The organism is Lysobacter sp. KACC 24251 (assembly GCF_057747755.1).
This window is the reverse complement of sequence record NZ_CM173222.1, coordinates 2694464-2712304: the sequence shown is the minus strand read 5'-3', so window position 1 is coordinate 2712304 and position 17841 is coordinate 2694464. Positions and strand designations below refer to the sequence as shown.

Sequence of the window (17841 nt, the reverse complement as noted above, 5' to 3'; positions counted from 1 at the left end):
GCCGGCGGTGCCTCGGGCATGATCCGCGCGTACATCGCCGACAGTGGCTGTGCCGTCAGACATGGGTCAGCCATCCCGCATGGGCGGTATCCTCGCCATGGACCACGCGCTGGTACAGCGCGGCGACCTCGCGGCCGACCCGGTCGGCTTCGAAACGCCGATCCTCGATGACGCCGATGCGGGCCACCTGGGCCGCCGTGCCGACGATGAACACCTCGTCGGCCTGCTTCAGTTCGTCCAGCGTCACTGCGCGCGACTCGGCACCGGTCAGGGTGACCAGCGTGTCGCGGGTGATGCCGGGCAGCGCGTCGCGGTGTTCGACGGCAGTGATCCGGCCATCGCGCACCATGAACACGTTGGCGCCGGTGCACTCGACCACGTACCCATCGGTGTCGGTGAACAGCGCTTCGTCGAAGCCGCGGCGCTTGGCCTCGTGCTTGGCCAGGATGGAGTTGATGTACGCGCCGCCCAGCTTCAGCGGCGGCAGCGAGGTGGCCGGGTTGCGCCGCCAGCTCGACACGGCCAGGCGCGCGCCTTCGCCACCGATGTGCACCAGGGTGGGGAAGGTGGCGACCATCAGGTGTTGCGACTGCGGGCCCACGTCCAGGCCGATCGAGCCGGTGCCGCACCACGCCAACGGGCGGATGTAGGAATCGCGGTGGCCATTGCGGCGCAGCGTCGCCAACGTGGCTTCGGTGGCCTGCGCGACATCGAAGCGGATGCCCAGCAACTCCGCGCCCTTGCGCATGCGTTCCATGTGCTCGGGCAGGCGGAACACGGCCGCGCCGCCGTCGGCCAGCGCGTAGCTGCGGATGCCCTCGAACACCGAGCTGCCGTAATGCATGGCGTGCGTGGTCACCGGCGACTGCGGCGAATCGGCGTCGACGAAGGCGCCGTCCAGCCACACCTGCAGCGCACGTGGCGCAGTGTCGTGGGCGGCCTGCTCCGGCGCGGCGCTTGCAGCGGTCTCGTTCAGCGACATGGCGAGACCTCGACGGCCAGGCAGTCGTACAGCTTCTCCAACTGCGACTGCAGCGAGTCCGCCGAGCGGTCGCCTTCCACCGCCAGGCGCAGGTGCCAGCGGTCGCCGTCGGACTGGGTTTCGCCGTCGACGCTGACGGGTCGGAAGCCGCGGCGCTCGGCGGTGCCCAGCACGCGGGTCAGGGCGCCTTCGGCGCGGCGCAGGGTCAGATCAAGTTGGTAGCGTTGCATGGCGCACCTCGCTGGCATGGGGACGGGGGTCGAGCATCATCTGGGCGTTGTTGCGGTTGGGCGGGACCAGCGGCCACACGTTGGCGGCGGCGTCGATGGCGACGTGCAGCAGCGCAGGTCCGGGTGTGGCGAGCAGCTGCCGCAGCGCGTCTTCCATCGACGCCGCCTGGTCCAGGTGGAAGCTCTTGATGCCGAACGCCTCGGCCAGCGCGACGAAGTCGGGGTTGTCCGACAGGTCGGTCTCCGAGTAACGCTCCTCGAAGAAGATCTCCTGCCACTGGCGGACCATGCCCAGGCGCTGGTTGTCGAGCAGCACGATCTTCACCGGCAGCTGGTAGCGGCCCAGCGTGGCCAGTTCCTGCACGTTCATCAGGAACGAGCCGTCGCCGCTCACGCACACCACCTGCGCGTCGCGGCACGCCATCTGCGCGCCGAACGCGGCCGGCAGGCCGAAGCCCATCGCGCCCAGCGAGCCGCTGGTCAGGTGCTTGCGCGGGTCGTTGAAGCGCCAGTGCTGCGCCACCCACATCTGGTGCTGGCCGACGTCGCATGCGACCACGGCCGACGGCGCCAGTTCCGACAGGCGCCTCAGCAGCGCCGGCGCGTACACGTCGTCACCCGGTGCGTCGTAGCGCACGGCGTACTGGCGCTTGCGCTCCAGGCACCGGGCGCGCCACGCCGAGCACTCCGGCATCGCGGTGGCCAGCTGGTTCAGGCTGGTGCGCAGTTCGCCGCGCACGCCGACATGGGCGTGGCGCAGCTTGCCGATCTCCGCCGCATCGACATCCAGGTGGATGACCTTGGCGTTGGGTGCGAATTCGCTCAGCTTGCCGGTGGCGCGGTCGTCGAAGCGCGCGCCGACCACCACCAGCAGGTCGGCTTCCTGCACCGCGAGATTGGCTTCGCGCGTGCCGTGCATGCCCAGCATGCCCAGGTTTAGCGCATGGTTGGCCGGCAGCGCGCCGATGCCACGCAGGGTCAGCACGGTCGGCACCTGCGCGGCCTCGACGAAGGTGCGGAACTCGGCCACCGCATCGCCCAGGGCGATGCCGCCGCCGCCATACACGACCGGCTTGCGCGCCTTCGACAGCAGCTCCAGCGCGGCGACCAGCGTCGCGTTGTCGGCATGCGGCACCGGGTCCACCGCGGCTGGCACGTGCGCGGCCAGATGGGCGGCATCGGCCACCTGCACGTTCTTCGGCAGGTCGATCAGCACCGGGCCGGGGCGGCCGGAACGCGCCAGGCGGAACGCCTCGCGGATCATCTCCGGCAGCTCATCGACGCTGCGTGGCAGAAAGCTGTGCTTGACGATCGGCAGGGTCATGCCGAACACGTCCACTTCCTGGAACGCATCGGTGCCCATCAGCGCGGTCGGCACCTGGCCGGTGATGACGACCATCGGCACCGAGTCCAGCATTGCGTCGGCGATGCCGGTGATCAGGTTGGTCGCGCCCGGGCCCGACGTCGCCACGCACACCCCGACCCGCCCGCTGGCGCGGGCGTAACCGTTGGCGGCGAAGGCGGCGCCCTGCTCGTGGCGCACCAGGACGTGCTTCAGGCCGGAGCCGTACAGCGCGTCGTAGAACGGCATGATCGCGCCGCCGGGATATCCGAACAGCGTGTCCACGCCTTCCGCGGCCAGTGCATGCACCAGCCACTGCGACCCGTTCATGCAGCAGCCTGCTCGGTTTTGGCGGCGGTGTTGGCCGCGGTGGGGGACGCCGGCTGTGCGCTCGGCTGCGGGGCGGTCGACAACCACGCCATCGCCGCGCGCAGCTTCCGGCCAGTGGCTTCGATCGGATGGTCGAGGTCGGCCTGCTTCATCGCCTTGTAGTTGGCGTTGCCGGCCTTGTATTCGGCGATCCATTGGCGCGCGAAGGTGCCGTCCTGGATCTCGGTCAGCACCTTCTTCATCTGCGCCTTCGTGTGCTCGTCGACGATATACGGGCCACGGGTGAGCGCGCCGTACTGCGCGGTCTCGCTGATGAACTCGTGCATGCGGGTGATGCCGCCTTCGTAGAACAGGTCGACTATCAACTTCAGCTCATGCAGGCACTCGTAGTAGGCGACCTCGGGCTGGTAGCCGGCTTCGACCAGCGTCTCCCACCCGGCCTGCACCAGTTTGGTCGCGCCGCCGCACAGCACGGCCTGCTCGCCGAACAGGTCGGTCTCGGTCTCTTCCTTGAAGGTGGTCTTGATCGCGTTCTGGCGCGCACCGCCGATGCCACCGCAGTAGGTCAGGGCGAACTGCTCGGCCCTGCCGCTCCTGTCCTGGTACACCGCGTACACCGACGGCACGCCGCGGCCGATCTCGTACTCACGGCGGACCAACGCGCCGGGCCCCTTCGGTGCAACCAGCACCACGTCGAGGTCCGCACGCGGCGTGATCTGGCCGTAATGCACGTTAAAGCCATGCGCGAACAACAGGCACGCGCCCTGCGCGATGTTCGGCTCGATCACGTCGGTATAGAGCTGCGCCTGCACCATGTCGGGCGTGAGCACCGCAACCAGCTCCGCGCCGGCGACCGCTTCGGCCGGCCTTTTGACAGTGAAACCATCGGCCTTGGCCTTGATCTCGGTCGGGCCGCCGGGGCGCAGGCCGATGGTCACGTCGAAGCCGGAGTCACGCAGGTTGAGCGCGTGGGCGCGGCCCTGGCTGCCGTAACCGACGATGGCGATGCGCGGGCGGGAGGTGGAAGTGGTCATCGAGATGTCCTGGAAGCGAAGGGAGTCGGGTGGAGGGAGTGGGGTGGGAAGCGGGCGTGGGTGTTGCTGTGATGCGCCTTGCCGGCAGCGACGTGCGATCGGCGAGGCAAGCGAATCAAGCAGGGGCGACCTCCGCGTGGGCACGCGATGCCGTTGCGGTCTCGACCAGCGTTGCGGCGATGACACGGTCCTGCAGCGGGCCGGGCGCGGTGACCGCCCCCTGCGAGGCCGAGCTGACGAGACGTGCGTATTTCGCCAGCGCGCCGGTGGTGACGCGCGGGTTGATGCGCTTGGGCTCACGTGTAGCCAGGTCGGCATAGACATCAATGCGGCGCGTGGCCACGTCGATCCGCACCGTGTCGCCCTCGCGCAGGCGTGCGATCGGGCCGCCGTGCGCGGCTTCCGGGGCGACGTGTCCAACCATGAAACCGTAGGTGGCGCCGCTGAAGCGCCCATCGGTGATCAGCGCGACGTCATTGCCCAGGCCCTGGCCCACCAGCGCGGCGGTGACCGCCAGCATCTCGCGCATACCCGGGCCGCCGGCGGGGCCTTCGAAACGGATGACGATCACGTCACCGGCGAGGATCTGGCGCGCCTGCACGGCGGCGAAACACGCATCCTCGGAGTCGAACACGCGCGCCGGACCTTCGAAGTGCGAGCGGCCGTGGCCGGCCAGCTTGACGATGCAGCCTTCCGGGGCCAAGTCGCCGTACAGGATCGCGAAGCCGCCGCTGGGTTTCAGCGGTTGCGCGACCGGGCGCACCACGTCCTGTGCACCGGCAGTGGGCAGCGCGTCCAGTTCGGCGAAGAACGAACGGCCGGTGACGGTGGGCACGTCCTCCAACATCCCAGCGGCGCGCAGCTCATGCGCGACCAGCGCGTTACCGCCGAAGGTGAACATCTCCGCCGCGGTGTAGCGGCCACCCGGCTTGAGGTCGGCGATCACCGGCGTGCCCGAGGCGGCCTGGAATTCCTCCAGCCCGAATTCGACGCCCGCCTCGTGCGCGATCGCCAGCAGGTGCATGGCGCAGTTGGTGGAGCCGGCGGTGGCCGACACCGCGCGCGCCGCGTTGCGCAGCGAGGCGGGGGTGACCAGTTGGCGCGGGGTGGCAGCGCCCTCGCGCAGGCGCTGCATCACCAGCTCGCCGCAACGTCGCGCCGCGGCGGGCTTGTCGGCGTGCACCGCCGGGATGTCGTTGGCCTGCAGCGGCGACAGGCCGAGGAACGTCAACACCATCGCCATGGTGTTGGCGGTGAACTGGCCGCCGCACGCGCCCGCCCCAGGACAGGCGTGGGTCTCGACCTCGCGCAGGTCGGCGTCATCGATCCGGCCTGCGGCATGCGCGCCGACCGCTTCGAATACGTTCTGCACGGTCAGGTTCTGCGTGGTGCCGTCTTTGGCATGGCACTGCCCCGGCATGATCGTGCCGCCGTAGAGGATGACGGTGGGGATGTCCAGGCGCGCTGCCGCCATCGCCGCGGCGGGAATGGTCTTGTCGCAGCCGACCAGCAGCACCATCGCGTCCAGGCAGTGGCCATTGACCGCGATCTCGATGGAATCGGCGATCACCTCGCGCGAGGCCAGCGAATTGCGCATGCCTTCGCTGCCCATCGCGATGCCGTCGGTGACGGCGATGGTGTTGAACTCCACCGCGGTGCCACCGCCGGCCTGGATGCCTTCGCGCACGTCCTGGGCCAGTTCGCGCAGGGTGATGTTGCACGGCGAGACGTCGGTCCAGGTGCTGACCACCGCGACCAGCGGCTTGGCGATGGCGGCATCGTCCAGCCCGGTGGCGCGCAGCATGGCGCGTGCGGGGGCATGGGCGGGACCGGCTTTGATGGCGTCACTTCTCACGAACTGGATTTCCTTGTTGGAAAGATTCCAGGCCGCAGAAACGAAAAACCCCGCGCCTTTTTGGGGCGCGGGGTTCAGGTTCTGCTTCCTGGGCTGTTTGTCGGCTTGCTTTGCCTACACGTGCCCGAACCCCGCGCCTTTTAGGACGGTAATGAGGGTAATAAGTACGAGTACGAGGGCGGTGAGCATCAGGCCGTCCGCGACCGTCGCGCCGGTGGGCGCGATAGAGAGGGTCTGCGGTTGGTTGCTGCGCTGCGTCATGGGACCGAGAAAACCACGCGGGCCAAAACGGTGTCAACAGTTGCTTTGGAAACTGGGCGCTTTTCAGACCATCGTCTTAGCCAGCAACGATCCGCGGCCTTTGGTATTGCCGCCAAAAGCAATGAAACGCGCCCACAATTTCAGTTTCCGCGGCAACAGTCGCCGCCGGATGGTGGCTCGCCCCATCGCTCAACCCGGTTGATGCCGGGCAGGCAGCTGCGCCCTCAGCGTCAGGCGGTGCGCTCAATCAGTGCGCATGCGACGCAGCGCGCCGCACAACGCGGCATAGTCCGCAGGCAGCGGCAGACCTGACGCAGGCCAGCCGAGGCTCTCCGCCAAGGCTGGCGGGGGCTCGACTGCATGCCCCACCAGCGGCTCGACGATGCCCTCGAACTTGGCCGGGTGCGCGGTGGCTACCACCGCCCACGGCCGCGTATCGCCCGCGGCGCGCAACTGTTGCAGCACATGCAGGCCGGTGGCTGTATGCGGGCACGGCACCACGCCGTGCCGCGCCGGCGCGGTTCGGATGACGTCGCGGATGGTCGCGTCATCCACCGACGTGGCCGCGAAGCGCGAACGCAGGTCGGCCTCGTCCGGATGCCAATGGCGCAGGCGCTCGAAGTTGCTCGGTGCGCCCACGTCCATCGCGTTCGCCAGCGTCGCCCGGGTCGGCTGCGGGGCGTACGCCTCGCCGTGGAAGTAGCGCGCCAATACATCATTGGCATTGGTCGCCAGGTGGATCGCGCCCACCGGCAGCCCCATCAGGCGTGCCACGTGCGCGGCCGCGGCATTGCCCAGGTTGCCCGTGGGGATGATGAAATTGAGCGGCTGCCCATGCGTCGCGGCGAACCGGCACGCGGCCTGCGCGTAATAGGCCACCTGCGGCAGCAGCCGGCCCAGGCTGATGCTGTTGGCCGAACCCAGCGGCAGCTCGCGGCGGAAGGCCTCATCGGCCAGCGCCTGCTTGGCCAAACGCTGGCAGTCATCGAAGGTGCCGGCCACGCGGAAGGGCTGCACGTTGTCGCCCCAGCATTCCAGTCCGTGGGCCTGCCGCGGCGACACGCGGCCTTCGGGATACAGGATCGCCACCGAGAAACCAGGCCGCCGATGGAACGCGGCCGCAACCGCGGCACCGGTATCGCCCGAGGTCGCGACCACGATCGTGATCGGTGGTGCGTCCACTGCGCGCAGCCGCGACAGTGCCTCAGCGAGGAAGCGCGCGGCGAAGTCCTTGAACGCCGCGGTCGGGCCATGGAACAGCTCCAGCAGATGATCGCCTTCGCCCCGCAGCTCGCGCACCGGTGCCGGTGGCTCGTAGGCATGGGCGCAGATCGCGGCGAGGGCGTCGCGCAGGCGCGAGCCATCGAAGAACGGCGCCAGCACCTGCTCCCCCACCCCCGCCAGCGTCGCACCGGCCATGACGTCCACGTTCCAGCACGGTGTCGGCAGTACCGCAGGCATGTACAGGCCGCCGTCGGGCGCCAACCCGGCCACGAGCGCGCTGTCGATCGACACTGCAGGCGCGAGGCCGCGCGTGCTGACGAAGGCAGAGACATTGTCCGTCGAACTCGCCGCGTTCATGCCAGCACCTCCGCACGTGGCCCGCGCACCGGGGAGACGTAACTGCGTGCCGCGAAACCGGCTTCGGCAAACGCCGCACGCATCGACGGTGCGGCGGTCTCCGCAGCGGCCTTCGACACGAACCACGCAAACGTGCTCGGGCCAGCGCCCGAAATGCTCGAACCCAATGCACCGTGGTCCAGCGCGGCCTGCTTGACCTGGGCGAAGCCCGGGATCAACGGAGCACGACGGGGTTCCACCAGCAGGTCCTTCAGCCCTTCGCCAATCATCCCGGCATCGCCGCGCTGCAGGCCGGTCAGGAAAAGTGCCAGGCACGCGCCATGCGCCACCACCTGCGACAGCGGGTAAGGCTCGGCCAGCACCGCACGTGCGCGCCGCGTCTCCAGCACCTGGTCCGGATGCACGACCACCGCATGCAGCCAATCCGGTGCCTCCAGCGCGACCATGTGCGACTCGGTGGCCAGCACCACGCCGCCCAGCAGCATCGGCGCGACGTTGTCGCCGTGGCGGCTGCCGCTGGCCACCGCCTCGCCGTCCAGCGCGAAGGCGTACAACGCCTCACGCGACAGCGGGGTGTCCAGCACGGCGTTGGCCGCGACCAGCGCCGCCACGCACGAAGCCGCGGAACCACCGAGCCCGGAGCCGAGCGGGATGCCCTTGTCCAGTTCAAGTTCGAGGCCGTAAGGGAGGTCCAGAGCAGCGAGTAGGGCGACCAGGGCCTGCCCCGCGGTGTTGCGATGCGCCTCCAGTGGAATGCCTTCAACGCCTTCCACGTCGCCGCGGATGGCGCGGATGCGAACCCCCGGCGCGTCGACGCGGCGAACCGTGGCGACATCACGCGGCCCTTCGATGGAATGGCCCAGCAGGTCGAAGCCGACCCCGATGTTGCCGACGCTCGCCGGCGCGAACGCACGGGCTTCGGTAATGCCAGAACTCATGCGCGTGCTCCCAGCGTCTGCGCGATGGACAGGATGTCGCCGAATACGCCGGCGGCGGTAACGTCGCGTCCCGCGCCCGGCCCCTGCACCACCAACGGATTGGCGGCGTAGCGGCGGGTGCGGAACTGGATCAGGTTGTCGGTCAGCTGGCTGTGCAGGCTCGCGTGCGTCGCATCCGGCGTGACCAGGCGGACCCGCGCCGTACCGTCGCGATCCAGCTGCGCAAGGTACCGCAGGCCGCGCCCTTGCTGTTGCGCCTCGGCGAAGCGCGCCTGCATCGGTGCGTCCATTTCGCCCAGCCGGGCAAAGAACTCCTCGCGCGACACGTCGCGGAGATCGTCCGGCACCAGGCTTTCGACCTCCACGTCCTGCAAAGACAACGTGCGGCCGGCCTCGCGCGCGAGGATCACCAGCTTGCGTGCCACGTCGATGCCCGACAGGTCGTCGCGCGGATCGGGCTCGGTGTAGCCCAGCCGGTGCGCCTCGCGCACCAGCTCGGAGAACGGCTGCGAAGCATCGAAGCGGTTGAACAGCCAAGCCAGCGTGCCCGACAGCACGCCCTCCACTTCGGTCAACTCGTCGCCGGTGTCGATCAGCGATCGCAGCGTCTGGATCACCGGCAGGCCCGCGCCCACCGTGGCCTCGTAACGGAACTGGCCGCCGCTGCGGGTGGCGGCACGGATGGCTTGGTAGCGCGCCAGCGGCCCGCTGCCGGCCTGTTTGTTGGGGGTGACCACATGGATGCCGGCGGCCAGCCATTCGGGATAGCGCTCCGCGATGGCGTTGCTGCCGCTGCAGTCCACGATCATCGCGTGCGGCAGGTGGTCGGCGCGCACGTGGGCGACGAAGCGCTCCAGATCCAGCGGCTCGCCTTCGGCTAGTGCGTCAGCCGCCGTGGCCGGGTCCAGTTGGCGGGCCGCGAGCAGCATCCGCCTGCTGTCGGCCACCGCACGCAGGCGCAGGTCGAGCTGGCGCTCGGGGCGCTGCTCGCTCGCGAAGCGTGGCAACGCATCGGCGAACTGCTCCAACAAGGCACGGCCGACGTTGCCCGGCCCGATCAGTCCCACCGACAACGTGGCCGGCGACAGCCAGAACGCGGCGTGCACCGCGCGCAGTCCGCGCTGCGCATCCGCCCGCGCGATGGCCACCGAAATGTTGCGCTCGCTCGCGCCTTGCGCGATTGCACGGATGTTGACGCGTGCCTGCGCCAGGCCCGCCAGCAGGCGGGCGGCCACGCCGGGGGTGCCGACCATGCCATCACCCACCGCCGCCAGCACGGCGATGCCGGGCGTGACGCGGACGCCTTCCACCAGCCCGTCGGCCATGGCGTCGGCGAAGGCGGACTCCACTGCCACGCGACCTGCGTCTGCCTGCGCCGCGCGCACCACGCAGCAGATCGAATGTTCGGACGAGCCCTGCGAGATCATGGTCACCGACACACCCGCGCGATGCAGCGCGGAAAACATCCGCTCCGCGGTGCCCGGTACGCCGATCAGGCCCGCACCGCTCAGTTCCAGCACGGCCAGGTCGTCGACCAGGGTCAGGCCCTTGACCGGCGACGCGGCCGGCTGCGATTCGGCAGTGATCAGCGTGCCCGGCGCGGCTGGGTTGAGCGTGTTGCGGATGCGCAGCGGCAGGCCGCGCTGCATCGCCGGTGCCATGGTCTGCGGGTGCAACACCTTGGCGCCGAAATAGGCCAGCTCGCAGGCCTCGGCGTAGGACATGGAGGACAAGCACACCGCATCCGGCACCATCCTTGGATCGGCGGACAGCACGCCGTCGACATCAGTCCAGATGGTCAGTTCCGAGGCATCGAACAGTACCGCGAAAATCGCGCCGGAATAGTCACTCCCATTGCGACCGAGGGTGGTGGCGCGCCCAACTGCATCCCGTGCGACGAATCCGGTGACCACCACGTTGGGCTGTGCATGCGCCTGTCGCCAAGCGGCCAACCGCTCCCGGGACTGGGCCCAGTCGACGCCGGCCCCCAGCTCGCCGGGATGCACCACGAGGACGTCGCGAGCATCCAGCCGCGCCCAGCCACTCGCCTCGGCCCCCAAGGCGGTCTGCAGCAACCGCGCGGACCACACCTCGCCCAGGCCGACGATCAGGGCCGCCCCCTCGTCCGACAAGGCGCCGGCGTCGCCCAGCGCAGCGAGCTGCTGGCGCAGCGCGCTGAAGCTGTCCTCCAGCCACGCTTGCGTACCGAAGGCATCGGTCGGGTCCAGTTCATGGGCGGCGACGACGTGCCGATCGGCCAACGCGAGCCAGTCGTCGCGCCAGTCGCGTGCTTCGGCCGCGGCTTGGGCCATTTCGATCAGTGCATCGGTGGTGCCACGCATGGCCGAGACCACCACCACCTGCGCGGGCGCGCAGGCCTCGGCCAACAACCGGGCGACATGGCGGTAATGTGCGGCGCTGGCCACGCTGCTGCCGCCAAACTTGTGCGCGTGGCACACAGCGGCGGTTTCGGCGTCCACGGCGACGGCATCGGCGTGGGTGGGCGTCTCGTTGAGGGACATGCGAAGGCTCCTGTTGAGCCCCGCCTCGATCAGGTGCGCACTCCGCACCTGGATCGGTGCGGAGCGGCGTGGTTCTGATTCAGCTGGACACGCCCGTCCGCACCATGGGAATGGTGGTACCGGTGGTGGTAATGGTGGTCGTCGACGCAGGCATGGCCCGTGCCGCGGGGCGGTGAAGTCCGCGGGACAATGGCGTGGCGGTGATGCTGCGATGCGTCATGGAGGCAGGGGACCACGCCGCTTCCGGGAGTGTCAACAGTTACGTGGGCAACGGAGCGGGCGCTCAACCGGGGCGGCCAGATCGCGGCCCGCGCCGGGAGCACCGGCGGCTCCGATTGCGCTTCGAGGAGGGAGGCGCTGCCCACCTCCGGCTCCCGGACTGGCCCCAGCCGGCCGCCCATGGTCAAATGCACCCCGAAGCGGGGGTACCGGCCCACGCCCTGGGCGCGCCGGTTGAGACACACCCTTCGAACCTGATGCGGTTGAGACCGCCGTAGGGAAGCTTCGCCGGACGCCTGTCGTCCCGCGCCGCCGCTTTGACGCGACCCCGTCGCTACCGCCGCATCCAGCGCGGCCTCCACCAGAAGCGGACCTACACGATGAACGCGGTGCCCTCCCAGCTGCAGCAGCAGGCCGACCAGCTTTCGGCCGACGTCACCCGCCCGATCCCGGGCTCGCGCAAGATCCACGTCGAAGGCTCGCGCCCCGACATCCGCGTGCCGATGCGCGAGATCGCGCTGGCGAAGACGCCGACCCTGTTCGGCGGCGAGGACAACGCGCCGTTGGCGGTATACGACTGCTCGGGGCCCTACACCGATGCCAACGCCGACATCGACCTGGCCCGCGGCCTTTCCCCGCTGCGCGCCGCCTGGATCGCCGAGCGCGGTGACACCGTGCAGCTCGATGGCCTGAGCTCCGAGTTCGGCCGCCGCCGCGAGGTCGACGCCAAGCTGGACGCCGTGCGCTTCCGCCACCGCCCCGCGCCGCGCCGCGCCGTGGCCGGTGCCAATGTCACCCAGATGCACTACGCGCGCCGCGGCATCATCACGCCGGAGATGGAATACATCGCCATCCGCGAGAACCAGCGCATCGAGGCCATCCGCGAGGCGCACCTGCTGCGCCAGCATGCCGGCGAGACCTTCGGCGCCAACATCCAGAAGCTGATTACCCCCGAGTTCGTGCGCGACGAAGTCGCGCGCGGCCGCGCCATCATCCCCAACAACATCAACCACCCGGAAAGCGAGCCGATGATCATCGGCCGCAACTTCCTGACCAAGGTCAACGCCAACATCGGCAACAGCGCCGTGTCCTCGGGCATCGCCGAGGAAGTGGAGAAGCTGGTGTGGTCGATCCGCTGGGGCGCGGACACGGTGATGGACCTGTCCACCGGGAAGCACATCCACGAGACTCGTGAATGGATCATCCGCAACTCGCCGGTGCCGATCGGCACCGTGCCGATCTACCAGGCGCTGGAGAAGGTCGACGGCAAGGCCGAGGAGCTCAACTGGGAAATCTTCCGCGACACCCTGATCGAGCAGGCCGAGCAGGGCGTGGACTATTTCACCATCCACGCGGGCGTGCTGCTGCGCTACGTGCCGCTGACCGCCAGGCGCGTCACCGGCATCGTCAGCCGCGGCGGCTCGATCATGGCCAAGTGGTGCCTGGCGCACCACAAGGAAAACTTCCTGTACACGCATTTCGAAGAGATCTGCGAAATCATGAAGGCCTACGACGTGGCCTTTTCGCTGGGTGACGGCCTGCGCCCGGGCAGCATCGCCGACGCGAACGACGCCGCGCAGTTCGGCGAGCTGGAGACGCTGGGCGAGCTGACCCAGGTTGCGTGGAAGCACGACGTGCAGACCATGATCGAAGGCCCCGGCCACGTGCCGATGCAGCTGATCAAGGAAAACATGGACAAGCAGCTGCGCGAGTGCGGCGAGGCGCCGTTCTATACGCTCGGGCCGCTGACCACCGATATCGCGCCGGGCTACGACCACATCACCAGCGCGATCGGCGCGGCGATGATCGGCTGGTTCGGCACCGCGATGCTCTGCTACGTCACGCCCAAGGAGCACCTGGGCCTGCCCAACAAGCACGACGTGCGCGAAGGACTGATGGCCTACAAGATTGCCGCCCACGCTGCCGACCTCGCCAAGGGCCACCCCGGCGCGCAGGCACGCGACAACGCCATGAGCAAGGCGCGCTTCGAGTTCCGCTGGGAAGACCAGTTCAACCTCGGCCTCGACCCCGAGCGCGCCCGCGAGTACCACGACGAAACCCTGCCGAAGGAAGCGCACAAGTCCGCGCACTTCTGCTCGATGTGCGGCCCGCACTTCTGCAGCATGAAGATCACCCAGGACGTGCGCGACTTCGCTGCCGAGCACGGCCTGGACGATGCCAAGGCGCTGGAGGCGGGCATGGAAGCGATGTCCGAGGAGTTCCGCGCACAGGGCGTCGAGGTCTACCACAAGGCCTGAACCCCATCCGCCGGCCGTGCCCAGTGCGCGGCCGGCGATGCTCGGGCACACTCGCGCGATGGGAACACAGGACCTTCGATACCGACGCTGGCAAGTGATCGCGCGACGGCATCCGTCCGCGTTCCTGCTGGCGGCGCAGTTGGCCAGTCTGGTGGCCTACCCGTTGCTGGAGGGCCATACCGGTCGCGTGCTGTTCGGCGCGTTCGGGGTGGTGATCGCCACGCTGGCAGTGTGGGTGGTGATGCGCAGCCCGGCGGTGAAGTGGGTGGCGTGGCTGATTGCCGTGCCCGCGGCGTTGCTGACGCTGGTGACGGCGCTGATGCCGGGCAGCGGCGTGGCCCTGGCCGCCACCCTGCTGGAGAGCGCGCTGTATTTCTACGCGGCCGCCAGCCTCACTGCGTACATGCTCAGCGACCACCGCGTCACCTCGGATGAACTGTTCGCCGCCGGCGCCACCTTCACCTTGCTGATGTGGGCCTTCGCCTACGCCTTCGTCGCCTGCCAAGCGATCTACCCCGGCGCCTTCACCGGCCTGGTGGACCCGGAGCGTCCGCGGACCTGGATGGAACTGTTGTTCCTCAGTGCCACCAACCTCTCCGCGACCGGCTTGGGCGACGTGCTGCCCATCCATTCCGCGGCGCGGGTGCTGGTCGTGCTGGAGCAGTTTTGTGGCGTGGGTTACATCGCCGTGGTGGTGTCGCGGTTGATCGGGTTGACAGTGGCGGGAGCTCGTCGCGCGCCTTGAACCTGAATGCAAGGCAACGTGGCTTGCCTTTCGGCACATGACGGGGGTTCGGTCAATCCGGAGAATTGGCCTGTTTATATGTCACATCTCCCTGGCCACCCCCCACGTACGACAGACGGCTTTCGTGTAGGCGAGTGCACCGTCGATGTGCCTCTGCGTGAGATCAGTGCGCCGGGCGCGCGTCGCCCCGTGCGGGTCACGCCAAAGGCGATGGCGGTGCTGCTGGTGCTGGTGGAGAACGCCGGGCGCGTCGTCTCGCGCGATGCGCTGATCGCCCGCGTTTGGCCCGACACCCTCCCCACCGATGACGTATTGACCCAAGCGGTCACGCAACTGCGCAAGGCGTTCGGTGAACAGCGCGGCAGTACCCGTTACATCGAAACCATTGCCAAGTCCGGGTATCGATTGCTGGCCACGGTTGAGGGCTCCCCCGCAGGCAGAGGTGCCGTACCTCCTGGGATCGGTGGCGATGATTCGGCGGTGGGCGCGGATGGCCGCCCACCCGCAGCTCATGTCAGTCGCGCCACCCCGCCCGAGGCGGCTCGGGCCCGCATGCCAGCCCCGGCGGTCGATACGTCCGGTGAAACGCCCGTCGCGAACACCCGGTCGAGCGATGCACCGCATTCCCACCGGCATGGTCCTTGGCGCTCGGCACGGTTCTGGTTGTGGGCCGTGGCACTGATGCTGATCGGCGGCCTGTTTGCCGCGAGCCTGTTACACCGAGCACCGCCCGAGCCTGGCACGACGTCCAGCAGGAGCCAGGCATTGCCGGCCGTCCCCGAGCGGCCGTTCCTGCTCATCACGTCGTCGCCGGGGTATGAGCTTTCCCCGACGCTTTCGCCCGATGGCGCGATGGTGGCCTACACCGCCACCCTGCCGAACCGGCTGGGCACGGTGGTGATGGTGCAGACGACGGCGCAGGCCGTGCCCAAGCCGTTGAGCCTGCCGCCGTCGGGAGTGTCGGACCGGCTGCCGGCATGGTCGCCGGACGGCCGCTTGATCGCGTTCTCCCGTCGGGACGGCAGCAACGCGTGCCAGATCATGGTCGCGGCGGCGAACGGAGGCAGCGAGCGCGTTGTCGGGGCGTGCAGCGGGCTGGATGACCTGGGATTCGACTGGACCCCGGATGGCCGTGGCCTGGTCTTCGGCAGCATGTCGGAGGAGGGTCGCACCACCGGGATCCGCATCCTCGACCTGGCGACGGGCCGCTGGCGCCCTCTCGACTACGGGTTCGACGGCCGTGACCTCGACACGGAGCCGCGCTATTCCGCCGATGGCAAGTGGATTGCATTCGTGCGGAATCCACAGTTCGGCGATGTCTGGCGCGTGCCGGCGGGCGGTGGTCGCGCCGAGCGACTGACCTACCAGAGCGGCGAAATGCGGGGCTGGGACTGGCTCCCGGATGGCAGCGGGCTGGTGTTCGGCCGCCGCATCGATGCCGAAACCCGAATCTACCGGCTGGACATTGGTTCCCGCCAGCTTCGCGACCTGGGGCTGGAGGATGCCCAATCCCCGGACGTGGCGGCGCGCACCCCCGTGATGGCGTTCGTCCGGCGGCGCCCTGGCTTCGAGATCTACCGGATCGAGCGGGAGGGCCGAGGCGTCGGTCGGGACGGGATGGCGGGCAAGGCACTCTTTGCATCCACGGGGCGCGATACCCACCCAGCCATCGCTCCCGATGGTCGTCAACTGGTGTTCGCGTCCGATCGTTCCGGGCATTTCCATCTCTGGTGGGGGGATGTCAGTCGGTCCGACAGTCTCCGTCTGATCGAGGGCCTCCACCCGGAAGCCCAGCGGATGCCCGAATGGTCCCCCGACAGCAAGCTCCTCCTGACCATCGGCACGGACCACGCCGGACGGCGCGGTCTGTTCGAAGTCGCGGCCGCCAGTGGCCAGGTCAGCCTGCTTCCCGTGCCGCTGGCTGACCCGAGCCAAGGCCTGTATCTGCCCGATCGCAGTCGCATCCTCGTGGGTGCCCCCAGCCAGGACGGAAGGATTGGGCTGTATCTGTTCGATCGAAGTCGATCTCCGTGGCGCCAGCTGGCGTTCCTGCCCGACGTGATGCAGGCCAAAGTCGACGCCGTGCGAGGGCGGCTGCTCTTCACCCGTTTCTCGGGAGACGGGCTCTGGTCCGCGGACCTGACGCTGGCATCCGCCTCGGTGCGCAAGGTCGTTGAGGGGGTCCCCCGCCGCTGGCTCTATCGCAACTGGAGCGTTGCCCGCGATGGCACCATCGAGTACCTCGACCAGGCCATGGACTGCCGCAGTCGCCTGCGCCGCTTGGGCGAAAGCGCGAGCGCATCCTCCGAGCGATGCCTGCATCCGAGCCTGCTGTCATCCGTGGCCGGTTTCAGCTCCGACCCGCGCACGGGTGCCGTCTACGTGGCGTTGGCGGAGTCTGATGGCACGGATATTGCTTTGCAGCGGCTGGATGCACGGCTGCCGCCGCGAGCGCAGGATGACGCAAGCAATTGATTAGGTTATGAAAAGGCGCTTCGTAAGTTCTTCGTGAGCGCTTTCGGCCAGATTTCGCACATTCCATCGCCCGATTTCCTGTATCCCCAGCCGGGTTCAGGCAAATCCATTGGCCAGTCTTGGCAAATGGTGGGGTGGTGGAGTGGAGCATGTGCAGTGGGCCGACCGCGGCCAGCAGATCCAGATGGGGCGTTCGGATAGCGAGGCGCCCGCGCTCTTTGCCGGAGCGTCGCGGTTGGGCTGCGCCCAACTCGTGGGTCCCAGTTTCTCGATCTGGGTCCAGGTTCGTGGCAGCGCATGGGTCGAGGCGAAGGAAGGCAAGTTCCGGCTCCGCCCCGGTGACTGGGTGGCGCTGGACCGTGAGTCCCGGCCCATGGTGCAGACGGATCGGGACGGCCTCTGCGTGGGCCTGACCCTGGGCGCGGACGTGCTGAAGGCCTTGGGGCAGTTCGCGGACCTGAGCCTGTATGCCGGGCGCGGCCAGCTCGACCTGCGCGAATCCCGCGTGCTGCTGCACCTGTGGCACCAGGCGGTGCGCCGTGCCGAAGCCGGTGAAGGGGTGGCGATCCAGGTGTTGCGGCCGGTCTTGCTGCACCTTGCGGGGCTGCAGCGCGATATCGCCGATCGCGTCTCGCGTTGCCCGGGGCGTTCGCGCAGTCGCAAGCGCCAGGTGTTCAGTCGCCTGCAGCGGGCGCGCTTGTTCATGGAAGGCAATGCGGACCGGGTGGTCCGCATCGGCGAACTGGCCGAGCTGACCAGTTTCTCCAGCTGGTACTTCTCCAAGACGTTCCAGACCGTCTATGGCGAAAGCCCGCAGGCCGCCGCGGCGCGCATGCGCCTGGAGCGAGCCGCCGACCTGCTCGAGACCACCAACATGATGATCGGGGAAATCGCCGCCGCCAGTGGCTTCGACAACTGCTGCAGCTTCGCGCGCGCCTTCCGCGCGCGTTACGGAATGTCCGCCAGCGGATATCGCACCGCGGCCTCCTCGACAGGATCGGCAAAGTCTCCCGGCGTCGCGGGCAAAGCGGTATTGCGCACCGGCACGTAATTTTGCAGAGCGCCTTAA

13 protein-coding genes and 1 riboswitch are annotated in these 17841 nt (G+C 68.9%); of the genes, 4 read left to right on the top strand and 9 right to left on the bottom strand.

Annotation, left to right across the window (positions count from 1 at the left end; genetic code table 11):
• Positions 1-55 precede the first annotated feature (55 nt).
• The 9 genes from AC3ARF_RS12590 to AC3ARF_RS12550 form a co-directional block, all read right to left on the bottom strand.
• Positions 56-982 (bottom strand): aminotransferase class IV, encoded by a 927-nt coding sequence (locus AC3ARF_RS12590; protein WP_498928420.1) that lies wholly within the window; start codon positions 980-982, stop codon positions 56-58.
• The gene (locus AC3ARF_RS12585; protein WP_036136630.1) at positions 973-1212 is read right to left on the bottom strand and encodes an ACT domain-containing protein; all 240 of its coding nucleotides are present in this window, start codon (positions 1210-1212) and stop codon (positions 973-975) included. The genes AC3ARF_RS12590 and AC3ARF_RS12585 overlap by 10 nt, the downstream gene beginning before the upstream one ends.
• The gene (gene ilvG, locus AC3ARF_RS12580; RefSeq protein ID WP_498928417.1) at positions 1193-2884 is read right to left on the bottom strand and encodes an acetolactate synthase 2 catalytic subunit; all 1692 of its coding nucleotides are present in this window, start codon (positions 2882-2884) and stop codon (positions 1193-1195) included. Before ilvG ends, AC3ARF_RS12585 begins: the two co-directional genes overlap by 20 nt.
• On the bottom strand, positions 2881-3918 hold the full coding sequence (ilvC, locus tag AC3ARF_RS12575) for a ketol-acid reductoisomerase (protein WP_498928415.1): 1038 nt from the start codon (positions 3916-3918) through the stop codon (positions 2881-2883). The genes ilvG and ilvC overlap by 4 nt, the downstream gene beginning before the upstream one ends.
• A gap of 115 nt (positions 3919-4033) precedes the next feature.
• Positions 4034-5773: a dihydroxy-acid dehydratase gene (ilvD, locus tag AC3ARF_RS12570; protein ID WP_498928413.1), complete on the bottom strand. Its 1740-nt coding sequence runs from the start codon at positions 5771-5773 to the stop codon at positions 4034-4036.
• 504 nt (positions 5774-6277) lie between these two features.
• Positions 6278-7615 carry a threonine synthase gene (thrC, locus tag AC3ARF_RS12565; RefSeq protein WP_498928411.1) on the bottom strand — a complete coding sequence of 446 codons (1338 nt, stop codon included), beginning with the start codon at positions 7613-7615 and terminating at the stop codon, positions 6278-6280.
• Positions 7612-8553, bottom strand: coding sequence for a homoserine kinase (locus AC3ARF_RS12560; RefSeq protein ID WP_498928409.1), 942 nt, complete (start codon positions 8551-8553; stop codon positions 7612-7614). Before AC3ARF_RS12560 ends, thrC begins: the two co-directional genes overlap by 4 nt.
• Entirely contained in the window at positions 8550-11075 is a 2526-nt protein-coding gene (gene thrA, locus AC3ARF_RS12555) for a bifunctional aspartate kinase/homoserine dehydrogenase I (protein WP_498928407.1), read from the bottom strand. The genes AC3ARF_RS12560 and thrA overlap by 4 nt, the downstream gene beginning before the upstream one ends.
• A 79-nt stretch (positions 11076-11154) precedes the next feature.
• Positions 11155-11295 (bottom strand): hypothetical protein, encoded by a 141-nt coding sequence (locus AC3ARF_RS12550; protein ID WP_498928405.1) that lies wholly within the window; start codon positions 11293-11295, stop codon positions 11155-11157.
• A 191-nt stretch (positions 11296-11486) separates the two neighbouring features.
• Positions 11487-11593, top strand: a riboswitch (TPP riboswitch).
• An 81-nt stretch (positions 11594-11674) separates the two neighbouring features.
• Here AC3ARF_RS12550 and thiC point away from each other — a divergent pair.
• From thiC to AC3ARF_RS12530, 4 genes are all read left to right on the top strand, one after another.
• Positions 11675-13552: a phosphomethylpyrimidine synthase ThiC gene (thiC, locus tag AC3ARF_RS12545; RefSeq protein ID WP_498931877.1), complete on the top strand. Its 1878-nt coding sequence runs from the start codon at positions 11675-11677 to the stop codon at positions 13550-13552.
• A 58-nt stretch (positions 13553-13610) separates the two neighbouring features.
• Positions 13611-14297: an ion channel gene (locus AC3ARF_RS12540; RefSeq protein ID WP_498928403.1), complete on the top strand. Its 687-nt coding sequence runs from the start codon at positions 13611-13613 to the stop codon at positions 14295-14297.
• Positions 14298-14375: 78 nt separating this feature from the next.
• The gene (locus tag AC3ARF_RS12535; RefSeq protein ID WP_498931875.1) at positions 14376-16772 is read left to right on the top strand and encodes a winged helix-turn-helix domain-containing protein; all 2397 of its coding nucleotides are present in this window, start codon (positions 14376-14378) and stop codon (positions 16770-16772) included.
• 142 nt (positions 16773-16914) lie between these two features.
• Positions 16915-17823, top strand: a complete 909-nt coding sequence (locus AC3ARF_RS12530) for a helix-turn-helix domain-containing protein (protein ID WP_498928401.1) — start codon at positions 16915-16917, stop codon at positions 17821-17823.
• The last annotated feature ends 18 nt before the right edge of the window (positions 17824-17841 follow it).